19 protein-coding genes are annotated in these 18,638 nt (G+C 51.1%); 13 read left to right on the plus strand and 6 right to left on the minus strand.

Translation table 11 applies throughout. The features are described from left to right. The first annotated feature begins 54 nt into the window (after window positions 1–54). Both F3J38_RS02625 and F3J38_RS02630 read left to right on the plus strand, forming a co-directional pair. Complete coding sequence (locus F3J38_RS02625; RefSeq protein WP_167134824.1) at window positions 55–366, plus strand: cupin domain-containing protein; 312 nt, start codon at window positions 55–57, stop codon at window positions 364–366. 281 nt (window positions 367–647) lie between these two features. Next, on the plus strand, window positions 648–863 hold the full coding sequence (locus F3J38_RS02630) for a YdgH/BhsA/McbA-like domain containing protein (protein ID WP_034829885.1): 216 nt from the start codon (window positions 648–650) through the stop codon (window positions 861–863). 57 nt (window positions 864–920) lie between these two features. Here F3J38_RS02630 and F3J38_RS02635 read toward each other — a convergent pair whose 3' ends face one another. Together F3J38_RS02635 and F3J38_RS02640 are read right to left on the minus strand one after the other, a co-directional pair. Beyond that, complete coding sequence (locus F3J38_RS02635) at window positions 921–1,610, minus strand: N-acetylmannosamine-6-phosphate 2-epimerase (RefSeq protein WP_167134826.1); 690 nt, start codon at window positions 1,608–1,610, stop codon at window positions 921–923. Beyond that, on the minus strand, window positions 1,607–3,163 hold the full coding sequence (locus F3J38_RS02640; protein ID WP_167134828.1) for a PTS transporter subunit EIIC: 1,557 nt from the start codon (window positions 3,161–3,163) through the stop codon (window positions 1,607–1,609). The genes F3J38_RS02635 and F3J38_RS02640 overlap by 4 nt, the downstream gene beginning before the upstream one ends. 174 nt (window positions 3,164–3,337) lie before the next feature. Between F3J38_RS02640 and F3J38_RS02645 the strand changes: the two genes are divergently transcribed. Then, a complete protein-coding gene (locus tag F3J38_RS02645; RefSeq protein WP_167134830.1) occupies window positions 3,338–4,165 on the plus strand; it encodes a MurR/RpiR family transcriptional regulator in 828 nt (275 codons plus the stop codon). Window positions 4,166–4,205: 40 nt separating this feature from the next. On the opposite strand, the gene F3J38_RS02650 is transcribed toward F3J38_RS02645, so the two are convergent. Both F3J38_RS02650 and F3J38_RS02655 read right to left on the minus strand, forming a co-directional pair. After that, window positions 4,206–6,140: a MacB family efflux pump subunit gene (locus F3J38_RS02650; protein ID WP_167134832.1), complete on the minus strand. Its 1,935-nt coding sequence runs from the start codon at window positions 6,138–6,140 to the stop codon at window positions 4,206–4,208. Beyond that, entirely contained in the window at window positions 6,137–7,312 is a 1,176-nt protein-coding gene (locus F3J38_RS02655; protein ID WP_167134834.1) for an efflux RND transporter periplasmic adaptor subunit, read from the minus strand. The genes F3J38_RS02650 and F3J38_RS02655 overlap by 4 nt, the downstream gene beginning before the upstream one ends. A 173-nt stretch (window positions 7,313–7,485) precedes the next feature. On the opposite strand from F3J38_RS02655, the gene F3J38_RS02660 reads away from it, so the two are divergent. The 4 genes from F3J38_RS02660 to F3J38_RS02675 all read left to right on the plus strand — a co-directional run bounded on the left by F3J38_RS02660 (window position 7,486) and on the right by F3J38_RS02675 (window position 9,961). Further along, window positions 7,486–8,082, plus strand: a complete 597-nt coding sequence (locus F3J38_RS02660; protein ID WP_167134836.1) for a cytochrome b — start codon at window positions 7,486–7,488, stop codon at window positions 8,080–8,082. After that, the gene (locus F3J38_RS02665) at window positions 8,082–8,618 is read left to right on the plus strand and encodes a tetratricopeptide repeat protein (RefSeq protein ID WP_240155899.1); all 537 of its coding nucleotides are present in this window, start codon (window positions 8,082–8,084) and stop codon (window positions 8,616–8,618) included. The genes F3J38_RS02660 and F3J38_RS02665 overlap by 1 nt, the downstream gene beginning before the upstream one ends. 75 nt (window positions 8,619–8,693) lie before the next feature. After that, complete coding sequence (locus F3J38_RS02670; protein WP_370661717.1) at window positions 8,694–9,161, plus strand: sigma-70 family RNA polymerase sigma factor; 468 nt, start codon at window positions 8,694–8,696, stop codon at window positions 9,159–9,161. After that, complete coding sequence (locus F3J38_RS02675) at window positions 9,158–9,961, plus strand: anti-sigma factor family protein (RefSeq protein ID WP_167134842.1); 804 nt, start codon at window positions 9,158–9,160, stop codon at window positions 9,959–9,961. Before F3J38_RS02670 ends, F3J38_RS02675 begins: the two co-directional genes overlap by 4 nt. A 58-nt stretch (window positions 9,962–10,019) precedes the next feature. On the opposite strand, the gene F3J38_RS02680 is transcribed toward F3J38_RS02675, so the two are convergent. Continuing rightward, a complete protein-coding gene (locus F3J38_RS02680; protein ID WP_167134844.1) occupies window positions 10,020–11,732 on the minus strand; it encodes an ATP-binding cassette domain-containing protein in 1,713 nt (570 codons plus the stop codon). A gap of 349 nt (window positions 11,733–12,081) precedes the next feature. Here F3J38_RS02680 and F3J38_RS02685 point away from each other — a divergent pair, with 349 nt between their 5' ends. The 6 genes from F3J38_RS02685 (at window position 12,082) to F3J38_RS02710 (ending at window position 17,940) form a co-directional block, all read left to right on the plus strand. Next, window positions 12,082–12,780, plus strand: coding sequence for an alpha/beta fold hydrolase (locus F3J38_RS02685; protein ID WP_167134846.1), 699 nt, complete (start codon window positions 12,082–12,084; stop codon window positions 12,778–12,780). 116 nt (window positions 12,781–12,896) lie between these two features. Beyond that, window positions 12,897–13,652: an IclR family transcriptional regulator gene (locus tag F3J38_RS02690; protein WP_167134848.1), complete on the plus strand. Its 756-nt coding sequence runs from the start codon at window positions 12,897–12,899 to the stop codon at window positions 13,650–13,652. A 318-nt stretch (window positions 13,653–13,970) separates the two neighbouring features. Then, entirely contained in the window at window positions 13,971–15,278 is a 1,308-nt protein-coding gene (locus F3J38_RS02695) for an MFS transporter (protein ID WP_167134850.1), read from the plus strand. Between the two features lie 16 nt (window positions 15,279–15,294). After that, window positions 15,295–16,308: a ketopantoate reductase family protein gene (locus tag F3J38_RS02700; RefSeq protein ID WP_167134852.1), complete on the plus strand. Its 1,014-nt coding sequence runs from the start codon at window positions 15,295–15,297 to the stop codon at window positions 16,306–16,308. Beyond that, the gene (locus F3J38_RS02705; protein ID WP_167134854.1) at window positions 16,305–17,051 is read left to right on the plus strand and encodes an SDR family NAD(P)-dependent oxidoreductase; all 747 of its coding nucleotides are present in this window, start codon (window positions 16,305–16,307) and stop codon (window positions 17,049–17,051) included. The genes F3J38_RS02700 and F3J38_RS02705 overlap by 4 nt, the downstream gene beginning before the upstream one ends. Window positions 17,052–17,055: 4 nt before the next feature. Then, window positions 17,056–17,940, plus strand: a complete 885-nt coding sequence (locus tag F3J38_RS02710) for a polysaccharide deacetylase family protein (protein WP_167134856.1) — start codon at window positions 17,056–17,058, stop codon at window positions 17,938–17,940. 64 nt (window positions 17,941–18,004) lie between these two features. Here F3J38_RS02710 and F3J38_RS02715 read toward each other — a convergent pair whose 3' ends face one another. After that, a complete protein-coding gene (locus tag F3J38_RS02715) occupies window positions 18,005–18,553 on the minus strand; it encodes a hypothetical protein (protein WP_240155875.1) in 549 nt (182 codons plus the stop codon). Window positions 18,554–18,638: the final 85 nt, after the last annotated feature.

The raw sequence follows: 18,638 nt of genomic DNA on the forward strand, positions 1-18,638 counted from the left end.
CCGCTCAATGGCCTGTAGCATGTTGCGTATTCACTTAGCAAACACAGGCATCTCATGAAAATCATCGTCAGCAAAAACTTTTCTCCATCGCGTGCGTGGGAGGCTCTCGATATTGCCAATTTTGATGGCACCAGCGTGCGATTGCACTGGACTGATCAGCCTTATCGCTGGCACATCAATGATGGTGAAGAAGTCTTTGTGGTGCTAGATGGTGTGGTCGAGATGCATTACCGCGAGAGAGGGGAAGTGCACAAAGTGATGCTCAGTGTGGGCGACATCTTCTTTGCCAGCGTGGGTACCGAGCATGTTGCTCATCCCCAAGGCGCGGCACGCGTGCTGGTGATTGAAAAAGAAGATTCAGTTTAACCTTCGACAACTTCGCGAAAGCGAACAAAAAAACAGCATCGCGCTGGAGGAGGCACCGCAGGCGGAAAGAGCTAATTTATCCACAGGTTAGCGAGCGCTCTTTTCACTTGAAATGTGGATAAGATGAAACTCTACCTGTCAACGTGGTTATTGTAATGGTGGTTATGGTTAGTGTGATCATGATGATCGCACTAATGGTTAATATTGAAATGGTAACCTAGGGTATTATTATCCTCATTGAAGGCACACAGCCTTCACACACAACCCAAAGGAATAAGACCATGAAAACCATTAAAACACTTACCATCGCCGCTGCTGCCGCTCTTTCACTGATGTCTGCTGCCAGCTTTGCCCAGAGCATCTCCGTTGAGTCTTCAACGCTGGACGGTGCAGAAGCGAAAGTAGCCGCAGTAGCTCAACAGCAGGGCGCACAGTACAAAATCACTGAAGCGAACACCAATAACCGTGTGCACATGACGGCAGAACTGTACAAATAATTTCAGTTTCCGCTTCAGCGTTAAGGCCGCCTCCGGGCGGCTTTGCTGTTTTTATCTTCAGCTTATTGCCTTTACAAAGCGCTGCGTGATTTGCTGAGGCCGTGTAATAGCTCCCCCGACGACCACCGCATGTGCACCGAGATGTAAACACTGAGACGCCATTTCAGGTGTTTCTACATTCCCCTCTGCGATCACCGGCACCTTGACTGCGGCGAGTACATCACGCAAGAAGACAAAATTATCCGCTGCCAGATAAGCGCCTTGGGTTTCCGCCGTATAGCCATGTAGCGTGGTGCCAATACAGTCGAAACCGAGTTCTGCTGCCAATTGTGCTTCTTCCACCGTGGCGATATCTGCCATCAGCAACAATTGTGGGTAACGTTGACGAACTGCCGCTACCAACTGTGGCAGCTGCAATTCGCCCGGTCGGTGATGCTGCGTAGCGTCTAAGGCTATCATCGCTGGATGAGCAGCCATCAGTTCATCCACCTCTTGCAGCGTTGCGGTGATATACACCTCGCTGCCCGGATAATCACGTTTGACGATCGCGATGATCGGCAGATCGACGGTTGCCATTATCTGTTGCACATCGACCAAACTGTTGGCACGGATGCCGGCCGCGCCACCTTGCTTTGCCGCTAACGCCATCCGAGACATGATAAATGGACTGTGCAGCGGTTCATTCTCCAGTGCCTGACAGGACACCACCAATTTTCCCTGAATCTGCTGCAACATGTTTGCTTTCATAGCGCGAGTAACTCCTCAACTTCATTTTTGATAATGGTGACGTGTGGGCCATAGATTATCTGTACGCCTTTGCCACGTTGGATCACTGCACGTGCTCCCGTGGCTTTCAATGCGGCTTCATTAAGCTTAGCGCTGTCGTGAAGCGTGATACGCAGACGCGTGGCGCAGCAATCAAGTTCAGCAATATTTGCTTTACCCCCCAGCGCTTCGATGACCTGCAAAGGGCGTTCTCCTGCAGCAATCAGCGGACTCTCTGCGCTGACATCTTCCCGACCGGGCGTTTTGAAATTGAAACGGGTAATCACAAAGCGGAAGGTGAAGTAATAGAGCAGGAACCACGGCACACCAACCAGCGGCACGTAGAGCCAGTGTGTTTTATCTTCACCTTGCAACACGCCGAACAGAATGAAATCGATCAAGCCGCCCGAGAATGTCTGCCCAATAGTGATGTGAAGCATATGGGCGATCATAAACGCCAGCCCATCGAATACAGCATGGACCACATACAACACGGGAGCGACAAACAGGAATGAGAACTCAATAGGTTCGGTAATCCCGGTCAAAAACGAGGTGAGGGCTGCGGACAGCAATAATCCTGCCACGCGTTTACGGTTCTCGGATTTAGCTGTGTGATACATCGCCAGACAGGCACCTAATAGCCCGAACATCATGGTAATAAAGCGACCTGACATGAATCGCGCCGTGCCGATGTAGAACTGTTGCGTGTTGGGATCGGCCAACTGAGCAAAGAAGATTCGCTGTGTGCCTTCAACCAGATGACCATTCACCATTTCGCTGCCACCTAAGGCGGTGGTCCAGAACGGCAAATAGAAGATATGATGCAAGCCAAAAGGCCCGAGCATGCGCAGTACAAAGCCGTAGATGAAGGTTCCCAAGTAACCTGTGGCATCAACCAGGCCACCCAAGCCAAAGATGAGCTTCTGGAAGTGAGGCCAGATGATGGTCATCGCCGCGCCGACCACAATCGCCACAAAAGAACTGATAATAGGCACAAAGCGTGAGCCGCCAAAAAAACCGAGGAACTGCGGCAGCGCGATTTTGCTGTAACGGTTATGCAGCAGTGCGGTGACCAAACCCATCACTACGCCACCAAAAACACCCGTTTCCAATGTTTGTGTGCCGAGCGCTATCCCTTGTCCTACCGCGCTGAGATTGCTGCTGGCCAGCACGCCGGTCAGTGTTAACAGTGCATTGATGGTGGCGTTCATCACCAAATAGGCCAGCAGTGATGCCAGACCTGCCGTGCCTTTATCACTTTTGGCTAAACCTACCGCCACGCCCACCGCAAACAGCACGGCAAGGTTAGCGAAGACCACTGATCCTGCACTTGCCATAACGGTGAACACACCTTGCAGCCAGCCGACATCGAGAAAAGGATAGGCTTTGACGGTATTGGGATTGGATAGCGCGCCCCCGATGCCGAGCAACAGGCCCGCAGCAGGCAATACAGCGATGGGCAACATAAAGGATTTACCAAAGCGCTGTGCTTTTTCAAACCAGCCTCCTGAGGAGGCACCACTCAATATCGACATAAATTTTCATCCCCGATGCGTTGTTGTGGTAAAAATTATTATCACAATCTACTTCATGGGATGAAAATTACTACCATTTGTGTGATAGCTTTCACTTATAATCGAATCTGCTGGCTTAACGTGGGACCTTTACGCACACTAAGCGCCATCGAAATTGGTCAACGGAGGGATGCCATGACGGACAATGAAAACATTTTGCTGCATTTGCGCCAGGGACTGCCGGGCTTCAGTCCGGCGCTACAAAAACTAGGCGATTTTATCCTCACCGAACCTCAGAAAGTGCTGTATCTCACCATTACAGACCTGGCAAAAGAGACGGATACCAGTGAAGCCAGCGTGACGCGTCTATGCCGCATTTTAGGTTGCAAAGGCTACACCGAGTTCAAGATGGCGCTGGCACTGAACGTTCAGCAAAATCAGCCTGTCGCAACTGACGACGGTGACAGCATCGATGCCTTGGTTGAGGAGTCTGTGCAGGCATTGCGCGATACCGGAAAATTTATCAATCGTGACGTCCTTCAGCAGGCGGCAACTGCGTTGCATCAGGCTCGCTCTATCCAGATCTACGGTGTGGCAGCCAGCGCAATAACGGGTGAATACCTGCATTATCGCCTGCTGCGTCTGGGGAAATCCGCCCAGTTATTTGGGGATATGCATCGTGCTGCCATGAACGCCTCGACATTGATCGAGGGTGATTTGGTGATTGCTATCTCTGCCTCTGGCTCGACCAAAGACTTGATGCATGTTGTGAACGTTGCGAAGAAGCGTAAAGCACAGGTGTTGATGTTGAGTAACACGCTACGCAGCCCAATGGGCAACCTGGCGGATATGCTCTTGGTGGCTGCACGTCCAGAAGGACCGCTGAACGCTGGAACGCTCAGCGGGAAAGTGGGTGCGATGTTAGTGGTGGAAGTGTTAATGGGGGAGCTGATGACGCACGATGCCCATTACATCACCGCCAGCCAGCAAACGGCGAGCGCGACCTTGCCCATGCTGATTTGATTATTAGTCAGGCCGCCTACAGATGGCGACCTGCTAAGGGTTACTCGCTCGCCAACGCTGCCACCGGGTCCATACGAGCGGCTTTGCGAGCCGGCAAATAACCGAAAATCATGCCGATGATGGTTGAGCAGGCGAAGGCCGCGCCCGCTGATTCCCAGGAGTAGATAGCGGTCAGCACGCCGCCCGCCATCAGGCTAATCAGTGGACCGATCACCAAAGAGAGCGCGACGCCGAGCGAACCGCCCACCAAACACACCAGCACGGCTTCGATCATAAACTGCTGCATGATGTCGCCACGCCGTGCACCCACCGCCATCCGTACGCCAATCTCATGCGTGCGTTCAGTAACGGACACCAACATAATGTTCATCACGCCGATGCTGCCAATCATCAGCGCAATCGATGCCACCATTAAAATCAACAAGGTCAACGTTGCCGCCGCACCTTCGATGGCTTTGCGGTACTTATCGCGATTGAACATCAGGAAGTCTTTGGTTCCGTGACGCGCGGTCAATAATTGCGTCAGTGATTCCACCGCCGGGCCGCTTACCACGTCATCTTTGAGTTTGATGCTGATACTGGTGAGCGCGGTTTGCCCGCTAATGCGGTACATCATGGTGCTCCAGGGCAGCCAAACGCTTAAGCGATTAGGGGAGATACCGTTATCTTCATGCGCAACACCAATGACGCGCACCGGCACGGAGCCCAATACAATCATCTTGCCGATGGGGTTCTCATGAGGGGCAAAGAGCTTGTTGCGCGTATTGGTATCAATGATGATCTCTTGCTGTGCGTGGCGCTCGTCACTGAAATTGCTGCCTTCAGTGAGTTTGATGCCCTGAATCTCAAAATAATCTTTGCCGACACCCGATACCGATGCTTTCGAAGCATTTGACAGGTAGCGGATAGGTTGAGTTGAAAGTAACTCTGGACTGACCTTATCCACAAACTGCTGACGAGCAATCACATCGGCATCGGCCATCACGAGCGTTAAGACGGGATGTGCGTCATCCTCGGCGAAATCCCCACCCGCATAAACAGACACCACGTTAGTGCCGAGGCCGGAGATGCTTTCCAAAGTCTTTTCACGCGCGCCTTGGCCTAATGCCACTACTGTGACAACGGCTGCGATGCCAAAGATGATACCGGTCATAGTCAGCGCAGTGCGTAAACGATGAGTATTCATGGCGTTCAGTGCCATGCTCATCGACTCGCGCAGGCGGTCAACAAAGCCCCTAAGCTTGCTCTGACTTTTGCGTGGCGCCGGGATATAACGCGCACGCACGGCATTTTGCTGGCGACCGCTGTCGGCAAAAATTTCCCCATCCTGAATTTCAATGATGCGCTCAGCATGCTGAGCCACCTTCATATCGTGTGTAACGATAATCACCGTATGACCTTCACGATTCAGGTCGTGCAGAATACGTAATACTTCCTCACCGGAGTGCGAATCCAGCGCACCGGTGGGTTCGTCGGCGAGGATGATCTCCGCGCCGTTCATCAGCGCACGTGCGATACTGACGCGTTGTTGCTGGCCACCGGAGAGTTCGCCCGGCTTATGGTGCTCTCGACCCTGTAGCCCCAACCGTTCTAGTAACTGAGCAGCGCGCTCACGGCGTAAATGTCCAGGCTGATTGGCATAAATCGCCGGGATCTCGACATTGCTTAACGCGGTGAGGTCCGGCATCAAATGGTAGCGCTGGAAGATAAAGCCAATGTGTTCGCGGCGTACTTTGGCTAGCGCATCGGGTGAGAGTGAAGCGGTGTTTTTGCCATCAATAAAATAGTCACCGCTATCGGCAGCGTCCAGACAGCCGAGAATATTCAAGAGCGTTGATTTACCCGAACCGGACGGGCCAATAATCGCCACCATTTCACCGCTGGCGATTTGCAGGTTGATGTCTTTCAGCACATGCAGAGATTGTGAACCGTTAACATAGCTGCGCTGAATGTTTTTCAGTTCGATGATACTCACATCACCACCTTGTCAGCGCCCACCGCTTGGGTGGCAAGGATCACTTTTTCACCCACCTTTAGGCCGCTTAACACCTGAATATCAACACTGTCAGAAATACCGGTGGTGATGATACGTTTCTCAGGCTGTTCCTGTTTATCCGCCACTTCAACAAAGGTTTTGCCTTCCGCATCTTTTTTGGTGGCTTGGACCGGAATCAACAGTGCATCTTTGGCCGCATCCCGCAATAAATTCACCTGCGCAGTCATCGAGATGCGTAGCGCGTTATCTGGGTTGGGCACATCGAGTAGGGCATTGTAATAAATGGCCGCGTTGGTGCTACTGGTGGGCGTGCTTTCACTGTTGCCCATCAATGCGTCATCTTTCATCACCGACTCTGGTGCCAACTCAATGCTGCGCAAAGTGGCGTTGTAGCGTTTATCCGGATTAGCAAACGTCGTGAACCACGCCTGCTGACCGGGTTTGACGTTGTTGATATCCGCTTCGGAGATCTGCACCTTGATAGTCATCGTGCCGAGCTGCGCCAGTTTGGCAATGGTCGGCGCACTCTGCGCGGCGTTGACGGTTTGACCCTGCTTGGTGACGATCGCGATGACCGTGCCATCCATCGGCGCCATGATGCGGGTATAACTCAGATCGAGCTGTTTTTTATCGACCTCAATTTGCGCCTGAATGACGCGCGCCTTCTGGGCTGTCAACTCCGCGCGCGCGGTGCTCCAGGCTTCAGCGGCTTCGTCGTAATCCTGGCGGGAGACGGCATTGGTTTTCAGCATCTGTTGCAGGCGCTTAAACTGTGCATCCTGTCGTATCAAAGCCGCTTCACGCGTTTCCAAATCGGCTTGGGCTACGCTCAATGCCGCCTGCGCATTGCGTAAATCACTGCGCTGCGGTTGATCGTCAATTTCAGCGATCAGTTCACCTTTGCTCACGGCATCACCGGCTTTGATATAGAGCTTTTTAACCTGACCGGACACCTGCGCACCGACATTCACGCGTTCAATGGCGTCCATCTTACCGGTAGCGGCAATCACGTTTTCAATATTGCCTTGGCGCACGACGGCAGTGACCAGTGAATTGGGTTTAGGCCGTGAGTTGCTGTATGCCCAGACCAAAAGAATAATAACCAGCGTTGCAATAGCGACCAAAAGCCGCTTTTTAGAGGTATTCAACATAATCATCCCTTTAATGAAGCGAGAATAATAATCACTAAATGCAACAAACAGGAGAAAATTCGTCAGGATTTTTCCACTAAACAGGGTGTGTTCAGAAAAAATTGAAAATTTTCCGAATAGAAATCGTTGTTGAGTTGTTTACCCACTAAATAACTCACTCTTCGGGAATTGCTATGTCTGTTTCGACTCGCCATAAATCGCGTCAACGCTATGACGCTTTCAGCATGACGCTGCACTGGATCACCGCCTTTAGCGTAATTTTTCTTTTTACTTCCGCGCATATCTGGGAACAACTGGAGAAAGGGACGCCGATGCGCAAAGGATTGCAGGCATGGCATATCTCATTTGGCATTTTATTGGCACTGGTGATGATTGTGCGTCCGCTGTGGCGGTTATATAGCCAACGTCAGTCGCACCTGGCTGTCGCGCCAGCCGATAACAGTGCGCTGATGCGTATCATGGCGCATGCGGTACACGGCCTGCTGTATCTGCTGCTGTTTACTCAGGTTGTATTGGGTTTCCTGTTCCGCTGGTCACAACAGGAACCTTTTAGCTTCTTTGGTTTATTCGATGTACCAACTTTTATTCATGTCGATACTGCGCTGCGCCACACGCTGGCGGGTTTGCATAATAACGTTGCCTGGGCGCTGATTGTTTTGGCAGGTGCACATGCAGTGGCAGCGTTACTCCATCACTACGTTCTGCGTGACAACGTGCTGCGCCGTATGCTGCCGTTGCGCGATTCAATGCCACTCCGTGAGGATAAATGATGAAGATGATCAATCAGGTTCGCTGGTTTGCCGTGCCCGTGCTGCTCATGGTGCTGCATGCACCCGCTGCATTGGCGATGGGTGATGACGACAGCGACAAGAAAACCCCGGACTGCCCGAAAGGGCAAGTGTATGACAGCAAAACGAAGTCCTGTATGCCGGAAAAAACCACCATGCTGAGTGATGAAGATAAGACGAACTATGCTTATCATCTGGCGAAAAAGGGCGAGTACCAAGCTGCGCTCAACCTACTGGATACGTTGCACAATCAAAACACCAAAGAGGCTTGGAACTATCGGGGTTACGCCACGCGCAAACTGGGCCGAACTGATGAAGGTATGGCTTACTATCAGAAATCTATCGCGCTGGATCCCAAATACGCGAAGGTCCGTGAATATCTGGGCGAGGCGTGGATGATTAAAGGGCGCCCCGATCTGGCGAAGGAGCAACTGACCATTATTAAATCGCTGTGTGGGGTTAACTGCGAGGAATATCGCGATTTGCATGCAGCCATCAATGGTCACCCAGAAACCTGATGATCACCGTTGAAGGGGGACGTAAAAATTACTAGCACTGAAGTTCGCCAGCATCTGGCGGCACATTTGGCGCGCATGTGGCGTTATGCGATGGTGCTGTCGCGTAATCGCGATGTGGCCGAAGAACTGGTGCAGTCCACCTGTGTTCGGGCGCTGGAACGCAGCGCCCAATACACACCGGGTACGCGCATCGACCGTTGGCTGTTCACTGTGTTGCATTCGGTGTGGATCAATGAACTGCGCGCGCAGCGAGTACGCATGGGGCAGGGATTTGTCGAAAGCGATGAGCTTCTGGCCCCCGATCACCAATATCAAAATGAGCAACGCATGCAGTACGCCAAAGTGATGCAGCGCGTGGGGCAGTTACCCGAAGCGCAACGCAACGCGGTATTCTTAGTTTATGTTGAAGGCTTCACCTATCAGGAAGCTGCTGACACGCTGGCCGTACCGATTGGTACCATAATGAGCCGCCTTGCTGCGGCACGCACCACTTTAGCCAGCGCAGTGAAGGCGCGGCCCGCGGTACAGGAGAAACGCTTGTGAATGCCCCTCGATTTACTTCGCCCTATGCCGATGAGGCGATAGTTGCCTGGCTGGATGGTGAGATGCGCACGGAAGATGCACAGGCGTTTGAGACCGAACTGAAACGCAGTGAAACATTGTCAGCACGTACTGCTGAGTTAATGAAAAGCAACCAACCTTTTGCCGATGCATTCGCGCCGATGTTGAATGACGCGCCGCTGGAACGCATGGAGTCACGGCTCGAATATTTGTTGGCTAATACGCCATCGGCACCGACTAACGTGCCTGCGCAAGTTAGCCGCCGCGCATTGATAGCCGCATCCGTGGGTTTTCTGCTGGTGGGCAGTGGTGTCGGTTTTTTGGCGCGCCCCGTGGCAAAAGCAGAACAAAGTGAAAGCGAGCGGATTCGTGAACTGGAAGCGCAATATATGTCGCTCTACAGCCCTGAAACCTTGGCTGATGTTGATAGTTCTGCCCCGGTGTTGGCGCGTTCACTAGAGCGCACAGCGCGCGATCTTGATCTGCATCTGACTGCGGCACAACTGACGCTGCCGGAAGCGAGCCTGAAGAGCGTGCGCATGCTGCGCTATGATGATGCGCTGATCACACAAATTGCGTGGAATCATCACAATTATGGACCAATGGCGCTGTGTATTTCGCGGGAGGAACATCCGCACCAAAGCGAACTGGCGCAGGAAAAACGCCATGGTATGAATCTGGTATGGTGGCACCGCAACGGTTATCAATACGTTTTGCTTGGGCGTAACCCGGCGGACCAGTTGAAGAGAGCGGCGCAGGCTCTGAGCGCCGCTCTGGTGTAAATTGCTACTGAGTGGCAGAGGCGCGATTCATCGCGCCGCTGCCGTCCTTTTCAGCAAATTACGCTAGCCCTAACTGCCGTTTCAACTGTGCAATTTCATCCTGCCATTGCGCTTGAACCCCCGGTTTTTGATGCTTAGGCTTGCGCGCGAGATCATCATCAAGCTTGCTTTCCAGTTCGCACAACGCCAACAGCAAGGCATCCTCATCGTCTAATGATTGAGGAGACACCGCTTGGGTGATTGAGGTTGTGGCCTCCATGGATTGCTCGGCGCGCATTTTCTCGGTAGCCTGGTCGAAATCATGCCATTCACTCAACTGTTGATCCTGTATCAGCCAGAAACGGTTACAACTGCTGGCAATCAAACTGCGATCGTGTGACACCAACAGTACGGCACCGACAAACTGATTCAGTGCCTCAGCCAGTTCCTCCTTGCCGACCATATCCAGGTGGTTGGTCGGCTCATCCAGCAACAACAAGGAATATCGCGCCAACGTTAAGCCGACAAACAGCAGGCGCGAACGTTCGCCACCGCTAAGAGAACCGACCCGTTGTTGATGACGCAAATAAGGAAACCCTGCACCAATCAGCGCCATTTTGCGCTGATCGTCACTCAGTGGGGCAAAATGCGCCAACGCCTCACTTAATGTTTCTTCATCTCGCAGCTGATAGAGACTTTGGTCGTAGTAACCGAGCCGCGCGCGAGGGTGAAACAGGGATGTGTTTTCGCTTTGGTAATCAAGCCAGAGCTGACGCAACAGTGAGGACTTGCCGCTGCCATTGCGTCCAACGATCGCCACCCGATCGCCGCTTTTCACCTGCAATGACGGCAAAGCAAACAGTGCAGGAGCATGTTCAGTGGGATGAACGGTCATCTCCGGTAGCGCCAGCACGCGGTCAGCGTCCAGAGATTCTCCCTGTAACTGTAGCCGCCACAGGCTGCCTTCGGTGAGTGTGGTTTGCGCCTCTTTTAACCAGCCCGCGCGTTTTTCCATTTGCTGCGCTTTACGCGACAATCCTTCGTTATCATAATTGCGCCCCCAAATAGCCAACCGTTTGGCACTCTTCTCGACCCGATCAATCTCGTTCTGCTCAGCCTGAAAGCGCAGCGCATCTGCCTCATCTTGCATGGCCAATGCGCGCCTTGCCGCGGTGCAGGGTAGACGGAAAAACCGCAGGCATTTATCACGAAGAATCCAGCTACAGTTGGTGACCTGATCCAGCAAGGTACTGTCATGTGAAACAAGGATAAAACTGCCGTTCCAGTTGTTCAGGAACTGCTCGAGCCACAGCATGGTGGGTAAATCGAGATGGTTGCTGGGCTCATCCAGCAACAGCAGATCAGGTTGCAGAATGAGTGCGCGTGCCAGCAACAGACGCATATGCTGGCCACCACTGAGCGTGCTAGCGGATTGATGCTGCTGCTCTGGGCTAAACCCAAGCGAGGAGAGTAATGCTTCGGCACGCCAGGTTTCGCTAAGCTGTTGTTCGGGGAGCATAGCGGTAACGCCTTCCAGCAACGTAGCCTGCTGCAACTGCGGCGGCAAATGTTGCTCGATACGCGCCAGCAAGCAGTGATTCGCCAGTGTAACGCTGCCTTGGCTGCTGGCAATCTCACCACTCAGAATCTTCAATAGGGTGCTTTTACCGGTGCCGTTGTCTCCCAGCAATCCGATACGATCGCCTTTTTTCAGGCTGAAATGGATGTTATGAAAAAGTGTACCGAAGGCATTATCGAAGCCGACAGCCTGGGCGGAAAGTAATGTGCTCATGTGCTTACTCATAAGTTGCAGGCGCAAAAAAGCCTGACGTCATTAATCGCTGACGACAACCCGGTAAGCCGGAGGAAGGGATTAGATTTTCAGTTAACTTCGCTCAGGCGGATTATCGCAGCACGAATGCAGAGATAGCTGAGCGCGGCCAATTACTATAAAAGTGTGCGTAAACAAACAACTCACACGGTGACATAGTAATCCTCCTTAATTATCAATGGGTGGTAGAGTGGGTTGATGATAGCCACCCTTACAGGCACTATCCAGAAAAGATTCAATATTCCGTGAGGCCGATGTCTCCGAATCGTTGAAATACCCTAGCGAATCCTACAAGTTAAAGGAGTAACTGATGAACACTGCCCCATTACCGATTGTTCTGATACCGGGTTTCATGCTGGATGAAACGCTCTGGGATGATTTTGTGCACAACTATCCTGAAGACCGCGTTTTTATCCGAGCCAGTCTGAGCAAAGGTAAAAGTATCGCGGAGTATGCGAGCCAAATCGTTGAAAATCTGCCACCCCGCTTTATCTTGGTCGGTTTTTCCCTCGGTGGATACGTTGCGCGCGCCATTGCAGAGGCATTCCCAGAACGCACCGCGGGTATGGTACTGATCGCGACTTCACTGCGCGAAGATACGCCCGAACAGCAGGCGCTACTGGATAAGGCTTCGCTCACGGCGCTTCAGGGAGATTTTAAGGGTTTCAGCGACGCCGTATTAAAACCGTCGTTACACGCATCGCGCCAAAATGATCAGGGCCTTATCCAAAAAATTCGGGATATGGGCAAACACCTTGGCGCTGAGGTTTTCCGGGCACAGGCGTTGTTAGACCGTCGTGATATCACGCGCAGCCCCATAGCCTGTCCTCTTTTGGTCATTGCTTCGGAAGGGGATGGCATGCGTGGTCTTAACGAGTCCCGCGAGATCAATGCACTCTTGGGTGGTGATTTCGTCACCCTCAGTGATAGTGGTCATATGCTCCCTCTGGAGCAGCCTTTGGTATTGGCTAGAACGCTTTCAGTCTGGTTTAACAATAACCACCTTTAATACAGGCGCTACAGCGCCGCTCGGCGCATTTCTCTGCAATGGGCCGTCGTGCATCCATGCTCAGAACGTCGTATATTGTTCGCATATACGAACAAGTGTACCTATATGGATTTTCTATGAGTGAAGTCGTCCGTTCTGCCGCCCGTGTTTTAGATTTGCTGGAATTCTTCAGTGAAAGCGGCAAAGAGGCCAATCTGGCCGCTATTTCGCAAACCTTTCATCTGCCTAAAAGTAGCGCTTTAGGGCTTTTACGTACGTTATGTGCACGTGGCTACCTGGATAAGACAGAACAGGGTATTTATCGACTCAATGACGCATTCCGCAGCCATGGTTTTAGCTGGGGAGGGGCACGACTGACAAAGTTACTGTCGCAGGCTCGGCCAGTGATGGCAAATATGGCAAGTGAGCTTGAAGAGACGGTTACACTTGGAGTGTTGTCTGCCGAAGGTAAAATTCGGCTTGTACATCAGGCATTAGCCTCACAGACCATCCGCTATGAAATGGCGATGTCAACCCAATTGCCGGTGCATTGTACCGCCATGGGGCGAATGTATCTGGCAATGAAAAGTACAGAAGAGCGGCAGGCGCTACTGGCTCGTTATCCCATTGTTCCGTGGACAAAATATACGGTTACCGACCCCAAACAGCTTGAGGCCTTATTAACGGAGGCTGCTGCACGTCACTATTCCATTTCTGCTGATGAAGTTGATATCGGTGGGACGGGGGTGTGTACGCCAGTTTTAGATGCGCAGGGCGAAGTGGTGGCAATGCTTAATGTTTCCTGTGTCTCTGCCAGGTTTAGTGACAAGAAGAGTCGCATTATTAAATCAGTCCTTGAAGAGGGGAAAAAGCTTTCCGATCTCTTGGCATAGTGTTTTCTGAGAAGAGAAATTTTTTAGTTATGATACGAACTTCTTATTTTTAACGTTAAGTTTCTCCTTTTCAAAGCTGCAAAACTGGCAGTTTTAATCACATAAATAGCGATAATTATCGCCATATACATGTTCATTAGTTTTTAATGCCGATCATTTTCGTTATCTGCGGGGATGCTACTTTTCTGTCGCGGTACTTCCGGTGCGATAGCCCCTCTTTATCTCCTGAATAAATTATGTCAGCGTAATTCATATATGGGAACCATTGTTCGCATATGTGAACCTCCTTTTTCTGCCGTCCTGACTGAGAGTTACACTATGAGCCAAGACCAGTTCACCCAGGCGTTAAATGATTACCCACAGGGCCATGCTGTTGCCCCGAAGCGGCGGCAGCTGTTTGCTGCAATGATCGGCAACGTGCTCGAATATTATGACTTTATAATTTTCGCTTACATGGCTTCGCTGATTGCCCAAAACTTTTATCAGGGAGACGGCGCAACAGGTTTATTGGCCAGCTTCGCTACATTCGGCGTAGGCTTTCTGGCGCGACCGCTAGGAGGCGCTGTAATAGGACGGATTGCGGATAAATATGGCCGTAGTCTGGCGTTGAAGATCACCATCTATGGCATGGCATTGGGCACCGTGGGTATCGGGCTACTGCCAACGTATGAAACTGCCGGAATCATCGCACCCATCCTGTTAGTGATTATTCGTTTAATTCAGGGCTTGGCTGCTGGAGGAGAGTGGGGGACTGCGACCACCTTCGTTGTGGAATCAGCCCCCATGGGAAAACGTGGATTCTATGGTGCCTTAGGTCAGGCGGCTATTGCCTCCGCACAGCTTGTCACAAGTTTGGTTGTAGCGGTGATCACGCTCATCTTCACTGAACACCAAATGGCTGAATGGGCGTGGCGCATTCCCTTCCTGTTAGGAGCCGTATTATTACCTGTTGGCGCATATATGCGTCGCAACCTGGAGGAAACGCCAGCCTTTATTGCCGCGAAAAACAATCCTGCTCCAGCAGAAAAAATGCCTACTCGTATCGCCATGCAACTGATGGGAAAAACATTTGGTTTTGCCATTATCTGGACAGTTTCCTACTACGTAATGCTTTCGTGGATGCCGACTTTCCTTAACAAACAAGTGGGTTTCACCCAGACTCAGGCGCTTTTTTCCAATGCAATTGCGCTGACGATTATGGTCACGACGATTCCTTTCTTTGGCGCGCTTTCCGATCGCATTGGCCGAAAACCTCTGTTGTTAGCCTGCTGCTTGGCGTTCGTCGTGCTTTCCTACCCCCTTTTTCTTTGGGTACTCACGAGTAAGACCTTGGCGGTTGTGCTGACGGTCCAGATTATTTTCAATCTATTTATTGCCGCCTTCTCAGGTGCTGCGCCAGCGGCGCTATGCGAGATATTCCCTACGGCTTCACGCACCATGTTGCTTTCAATTGGCTACAGCCTTTCCACAGCGATCTTTGGTGGATTCGCTCCGTTCATCTCAACGGGATTGATTGACCTGACCGGCATGGCCATCTCGCCAACCTTTTATTTAATGCTCGCGGGATTGGCCTCTGGGTTGGTCATCATGCGTTTACGTGAAACCGCTAAAGCGTCACTGCAATAATCTGGAGGTGAGTGTTATGGACAATAAAATATTGATCTGGGGCGCGGGTGCCATAGGTGGCACCGTAGGGGCTTATCTTGCGCGTGCAGGCTTATCTGTGACTTTTGTTGATATAGACGCAGACCATGTCTCCCAGATTCGCGATCCGCAGCGGGGGTTAAGGATTACGGGATTGGAAGACTTTAATGTGGTCGCACCCGCATTCTTACCTGACGAACTGCAAGGGCGTTGGAAACGTATTTTTCTGGCTGTGAAGTCACACCACACTGCACAAGCCACCGCTCTGCTGCAGCCTTTCCTGGCAGAAGATGGCTATGTGTTGTCATTACAAAATGGCTTATGTGAATCGACAATCGCGCAAGTTGTTGGAGCCGATCGTACTTTGGGCGCGTTCGTCAACTTTTATGCCGACTGGATGGCGCCGGGCGAGATCCATTTTTCTAACCGTGGTGCCGCAGTGATAGGGGAATTGGATGGGAGCATGACGACGCGACTGGACAAGTTGTGTCGGGATCTGCGCCATTTTGAGCCTGATGTCATCCAGACTAAAAACCTCAATAGCTGGTTATGGGGCAAGCTGGCTTATGGATCGCTATTGTTTGCACAGGCGACAGGTCAAATGGGTATCGCAGATTGTCTGGCAAGGCAGGATATCCGCCCCGTATTGACGCAACTAGCAGCAGAAATCGTGCAACTGGCTGAAGTGCTGCGAATCCCACTCAAAGGCTTTAATGGTTTTGAGCCTTCTGCCTTCCTACAGGCTGCCAGCGGCAAGGAAAGAGACAATACCTTTGCAGCGATGGTGGCGTTCAATCGTCCGAACAGTAAAACACATTCTGGTATCTGGCGGGATTTAGCCGTGCGTAAGCGTGTCACTGAAGTGGATGGTCAACTGGGAATTGTCACCAGGATGGCGGCAGAACAGGGAATGGCCTGTCTAACGGTTGAGGCACTCATCACGATGATTCAACAAATCGAAACGGGGCAGCGTCTCCAGGCCGATCACAACCTCAATGAGTTACTGCCATGATGATTTCATTTAGTGGTAAACGCATCGCCATTAGCGGTGGAGCTATTGGTTTTGGACGTGAAATGGCACAGCAATTTAAAACCCTGGGCGCCGAAGTCCATCTGTGTGATATCCGTGCAGAGTCAATGACGGATTTAGCGCAGTCAGGGATCGCGACGTCGGTGGTGGATCTTCTCGATCGCCAGGCGACAGCCGAATGGATGGCTGGCATCTGCGCATCAGGCCCCGTGGATGTCTTAATTAATAATGCCGGGGGTGTCGCGGGTCAACAAGGTAAACCCTTGGAACAAGTCAGTGATGATGAGTGGAATCGCGTCATTGATATTAACCTCAGCGCTGCATTTGTACTGAGCCGAGCTGCTGCGCCTGCGATGAAACAGCAGGGCCGGGGACGGATAATCAACATCTGTTCGGGTGCGGCTCTGAAAGCCTCGCTGACGGGCGTGCAAGCCTATTGTGCCGCCAAGCACGCGATGCTCGGCCTCACCCGTCAGCTCGCTCATGAGTTAGGTCCAGAAGGCATCCAAGTTAATGCTATTGCTCCAGGTTTTGTTTTTACAAACGAGGCAACGCAAAAGCAATGGGATAATTTTGGCGTATTACGTCAACAGCAGGTTTTAAACGCTATTGCGCTGCGCCGCCTTGGCACGGTTCAGGATATTGCCCATGCCGCGATTTTTCTGGCGTCGGATCTGGCGTCATTTATAAACGGACAAATCATCTCAGTTGATGGTGGGAGTTAAACAGATGCAAGATCAACAACCCTGGCAGTGGCCAGACTCTGTCTGGCAGGAAAAGGTCAACCATGTACGTGCAGGCAAGACGCTTAAACCTAAGCAATGGCCTAACGGGGCCGAATTTGCAGTGGCACTCTCTTTCGACAGTGATCATGAATCAAACGAATTACGCGATGGTGGCCAATCTTTTGGCCGTATGAGTTGGGGGCAATTTGGTACGCGCGTGGGGATTCCACGCATAGAGACACTGTTGAATAAATATCAGGTGCCTGCCAGTTTTTATGTGCCCGCCGTGTGCGCGATACTCTACCCAGAGGAGCAGACGCGTTTATGTGCGCAAGGACATGAGATCGGTTTACACGGATGGATTCATGAGCTGAATTCCGTGCTCTCATATGAAGATGAACGCGCACTGATGCTGAAGTCAGCTGATACGCTGGAAAAAGTATTGGGTAAGCGCCCTGTCGGGATGCGCACACCCTCGTGGGACTTCAGCCCCCACACGTTACGAATCGCTCAGGAGATGGGGTTGATCTATGACTCTTCACTGATGGCTGATGAAAATTGCTATGAGTTGATGCTGGATGGCGAGCCAACAGGCGTGGTAGAACTGCCGGTTGAATGGATAAGGGATGATGCAGTGTATTTTATGATGAACCGGTTTCAGGCTCATCGTCCTTACACGCCACCGGAAGCAGTATTTGATATTTTCCGTCGTGAATTAGAGTATGCACATCAGGAGGGCGGATTGTTCCAGCTCACCATGCACCCGCATATTATTTCAGCACGTTCACGCATCTGGATTCTAGAAGAAATTATTAAGCTAGGAAAATCCTATAATGCGTGGTTTGCTACTCATGAGGATATTGTTCGTTGGGTAAAGGCAAATAGCTGAAAACGCAGTCATTTGCCGTTGGAATAGTAAGCCGGAGCAAATCATGCTCTGGTTTATTTATTCATTACCTGAAACTCCATTGCACCGTAATAACAAAAACTGAAGGTATGATAATGCCTGATTCTATGCCGAAGTAAGGTGTGAAATTATATTGAAACCCATGGTAGATATAGGGTGAGAAACCAATACCTGTAGCTTTCTTAAAGTCATGATAGGAACCATGATCCCCGCAATTTTGAAACGCATCAAAGAAAAACTCACCGGTATAGCCGTATATTCCTTTAAATGTCCAGCCGTTGTCCCACTTTTCCCAGTCTCTGCGAACACCGATAGCGATACAGCGGTCATCAAAACTGTTTTTCATTGTCCCTACCAGCACACTGTATTTTGAGTCTTCTGAAAGTTTACGTTCTACAGAGAAGAAATTATTTTCAAAATTTTCAGTGTATTGGCCATGGTTCCCTGTTAAATGATAGACAAAGGACCCCGTATTAATTGAATAAAGATTAATTTCACTCGCGTGGCAGCAGAATGATAGTAAAAAAGTGAATGCTACGAAACTCCATAATAACTCGGTGTTTTTTGTGGCGTTATGTTCTGTTATACCATTCATATTTCCCTCACCTTAAGAATGAGACAATGAAATTAGAGGCAACAGCGTCATTTGAAAGATTTAACTTGTTGAGATTAACGGGAAA

Origin of the sequence: Candidatus Pantoea formicae, from assembly GCF_011752625.1 — a bacterium.
Lineage (GTDB): Bacteria > Pseudomonadota > Gammaproteobacteria > Enterobacterales > Enterobacteriaceae > Pantoea > Pantoea formicae.

Excerpts from the sequence above, each read along its gene's own strand:
- F3J38_RS02680 (WP_167134844.1), bottom strand. The coding sequence starts at position 11,732 with ATGAGCACATTACTTTCCGCCCAGGCTGTCGGCTTCGATAATGCCTTC.
- F3J38_RS02710 (WP_167134856.1), top strand. The coding sequence starts at position 17,056 with ATGCAAGATCAACAACCCTGGCAGTGGCCAGACTCTGTCTGGCAGGAA.
- F3J38_RS02695 (WP_167134850.1), top strand. The coding sequence starts at position 13,971 with ATGAGCCAAGACCAGTTCACCCAGGCGTTAAATGATTACCCACAGGGC.
- F3J38_RS02645 (WP_167134830.1), top strand. The coding sequence starts at position 3,338 with ATGACGGACAATGAAAACATTTTGCTGCATTTGCGCCAGGGACTGCCG.
- F3J38_RS02705 (WP_167134854.1), top strand. The coding sequence starts at position 16,305 with ATGATGATTTCATTTAGTGGTAAACGCATCGCCATTAGCGGTGGAGCT.
- F3J38_RS02625 (WP_167134824.1), top strand. The coding sequence starts at position 55 with ATGAAAATCATCGTCAGCAAAAACTTTTCTCCATCGCGTGCGTGGGAG.
- F3J38_RS02690 (WP_167134848.1), top strand. The coding sequence starts at position 12,897 with ATGAGTGAAGTCGTCCGTTCTGCCGCCCGTGTTTTAGATTTGCTGGAA.
- F3J38_RS02700 (WP_167134852.1), top strand. The coding sequence starts at position 15,295 with ATGGACAATAAAATATTGATCTGGGGCGCGGGTGCCATAGGTGGCACC.
- F3J38_RS02655 (WP_167134834.1), bottom strand. The coding sequence starts at position 7,312 with ATGTTGAATACCTCTAAAAAGCGGCTTTTGGTCGCTATTGCAACGCTG.
- F3J38_RS02715 (WP_240155875.1), bottom strand. The coding sequence starts at position 18,553 with ATGAATGGTATAACAGAACATAACGCCACAAAAAACACCGAGTTATTA.
- F3J38_RS02630 (WP_034829885.1), top strand. The coding sequence starts at position 648 with ATGAAAACCATTAAAACACTTACCATCGCCGCTGCTGCCGCTCTTTCA.
- F3J38_RS02660 (WP_167134836.1), top strand. The coding sequence starts at position 7,486 with ATGTCTGTTTCGACTCGCCATAAATCGCGTCAACGCTATGACGCTTTC.
- F3J38_RS02635 (WP_167134826.1), bottom strand. The coding sequence starts at position 1,610 with ATGAAAGCAAACATGTTGCAGCAGATTCAGGGAAAATTGGTGGTGTCC.
- F3J38_RS02665 (WP_240155899.1), top strand. The coding sequence starts at position 8,082 with ATGAAGATGATCAATCAGGTTCGCTGGTTTGCCGTGCCCGTGCTGCTC.
- F3J38_RS02640 (WP_167134828.1), bottom strand. The coding sequence starts at position 3,163 with ATGTCGATATTGAGTGGTGCCTCCTCAGGAGGCTGGTTTGAAAAAGCA.
- F3J38_RS02670 (WP_370661717.1), top strand. The coding sequence starts at position 8,694 with ATGTGGCGTTATGCGATGGTGCTGTCGCGTAATCGCGATGTGGCCGAA.
- F3J38_RS02685 (WP_167134846.1), top strand. The coding sequence starts at position 12,082 with ATGAACACTGCCCCATTACCGATTGTTCTGATACCGGGTTTCATGCTG.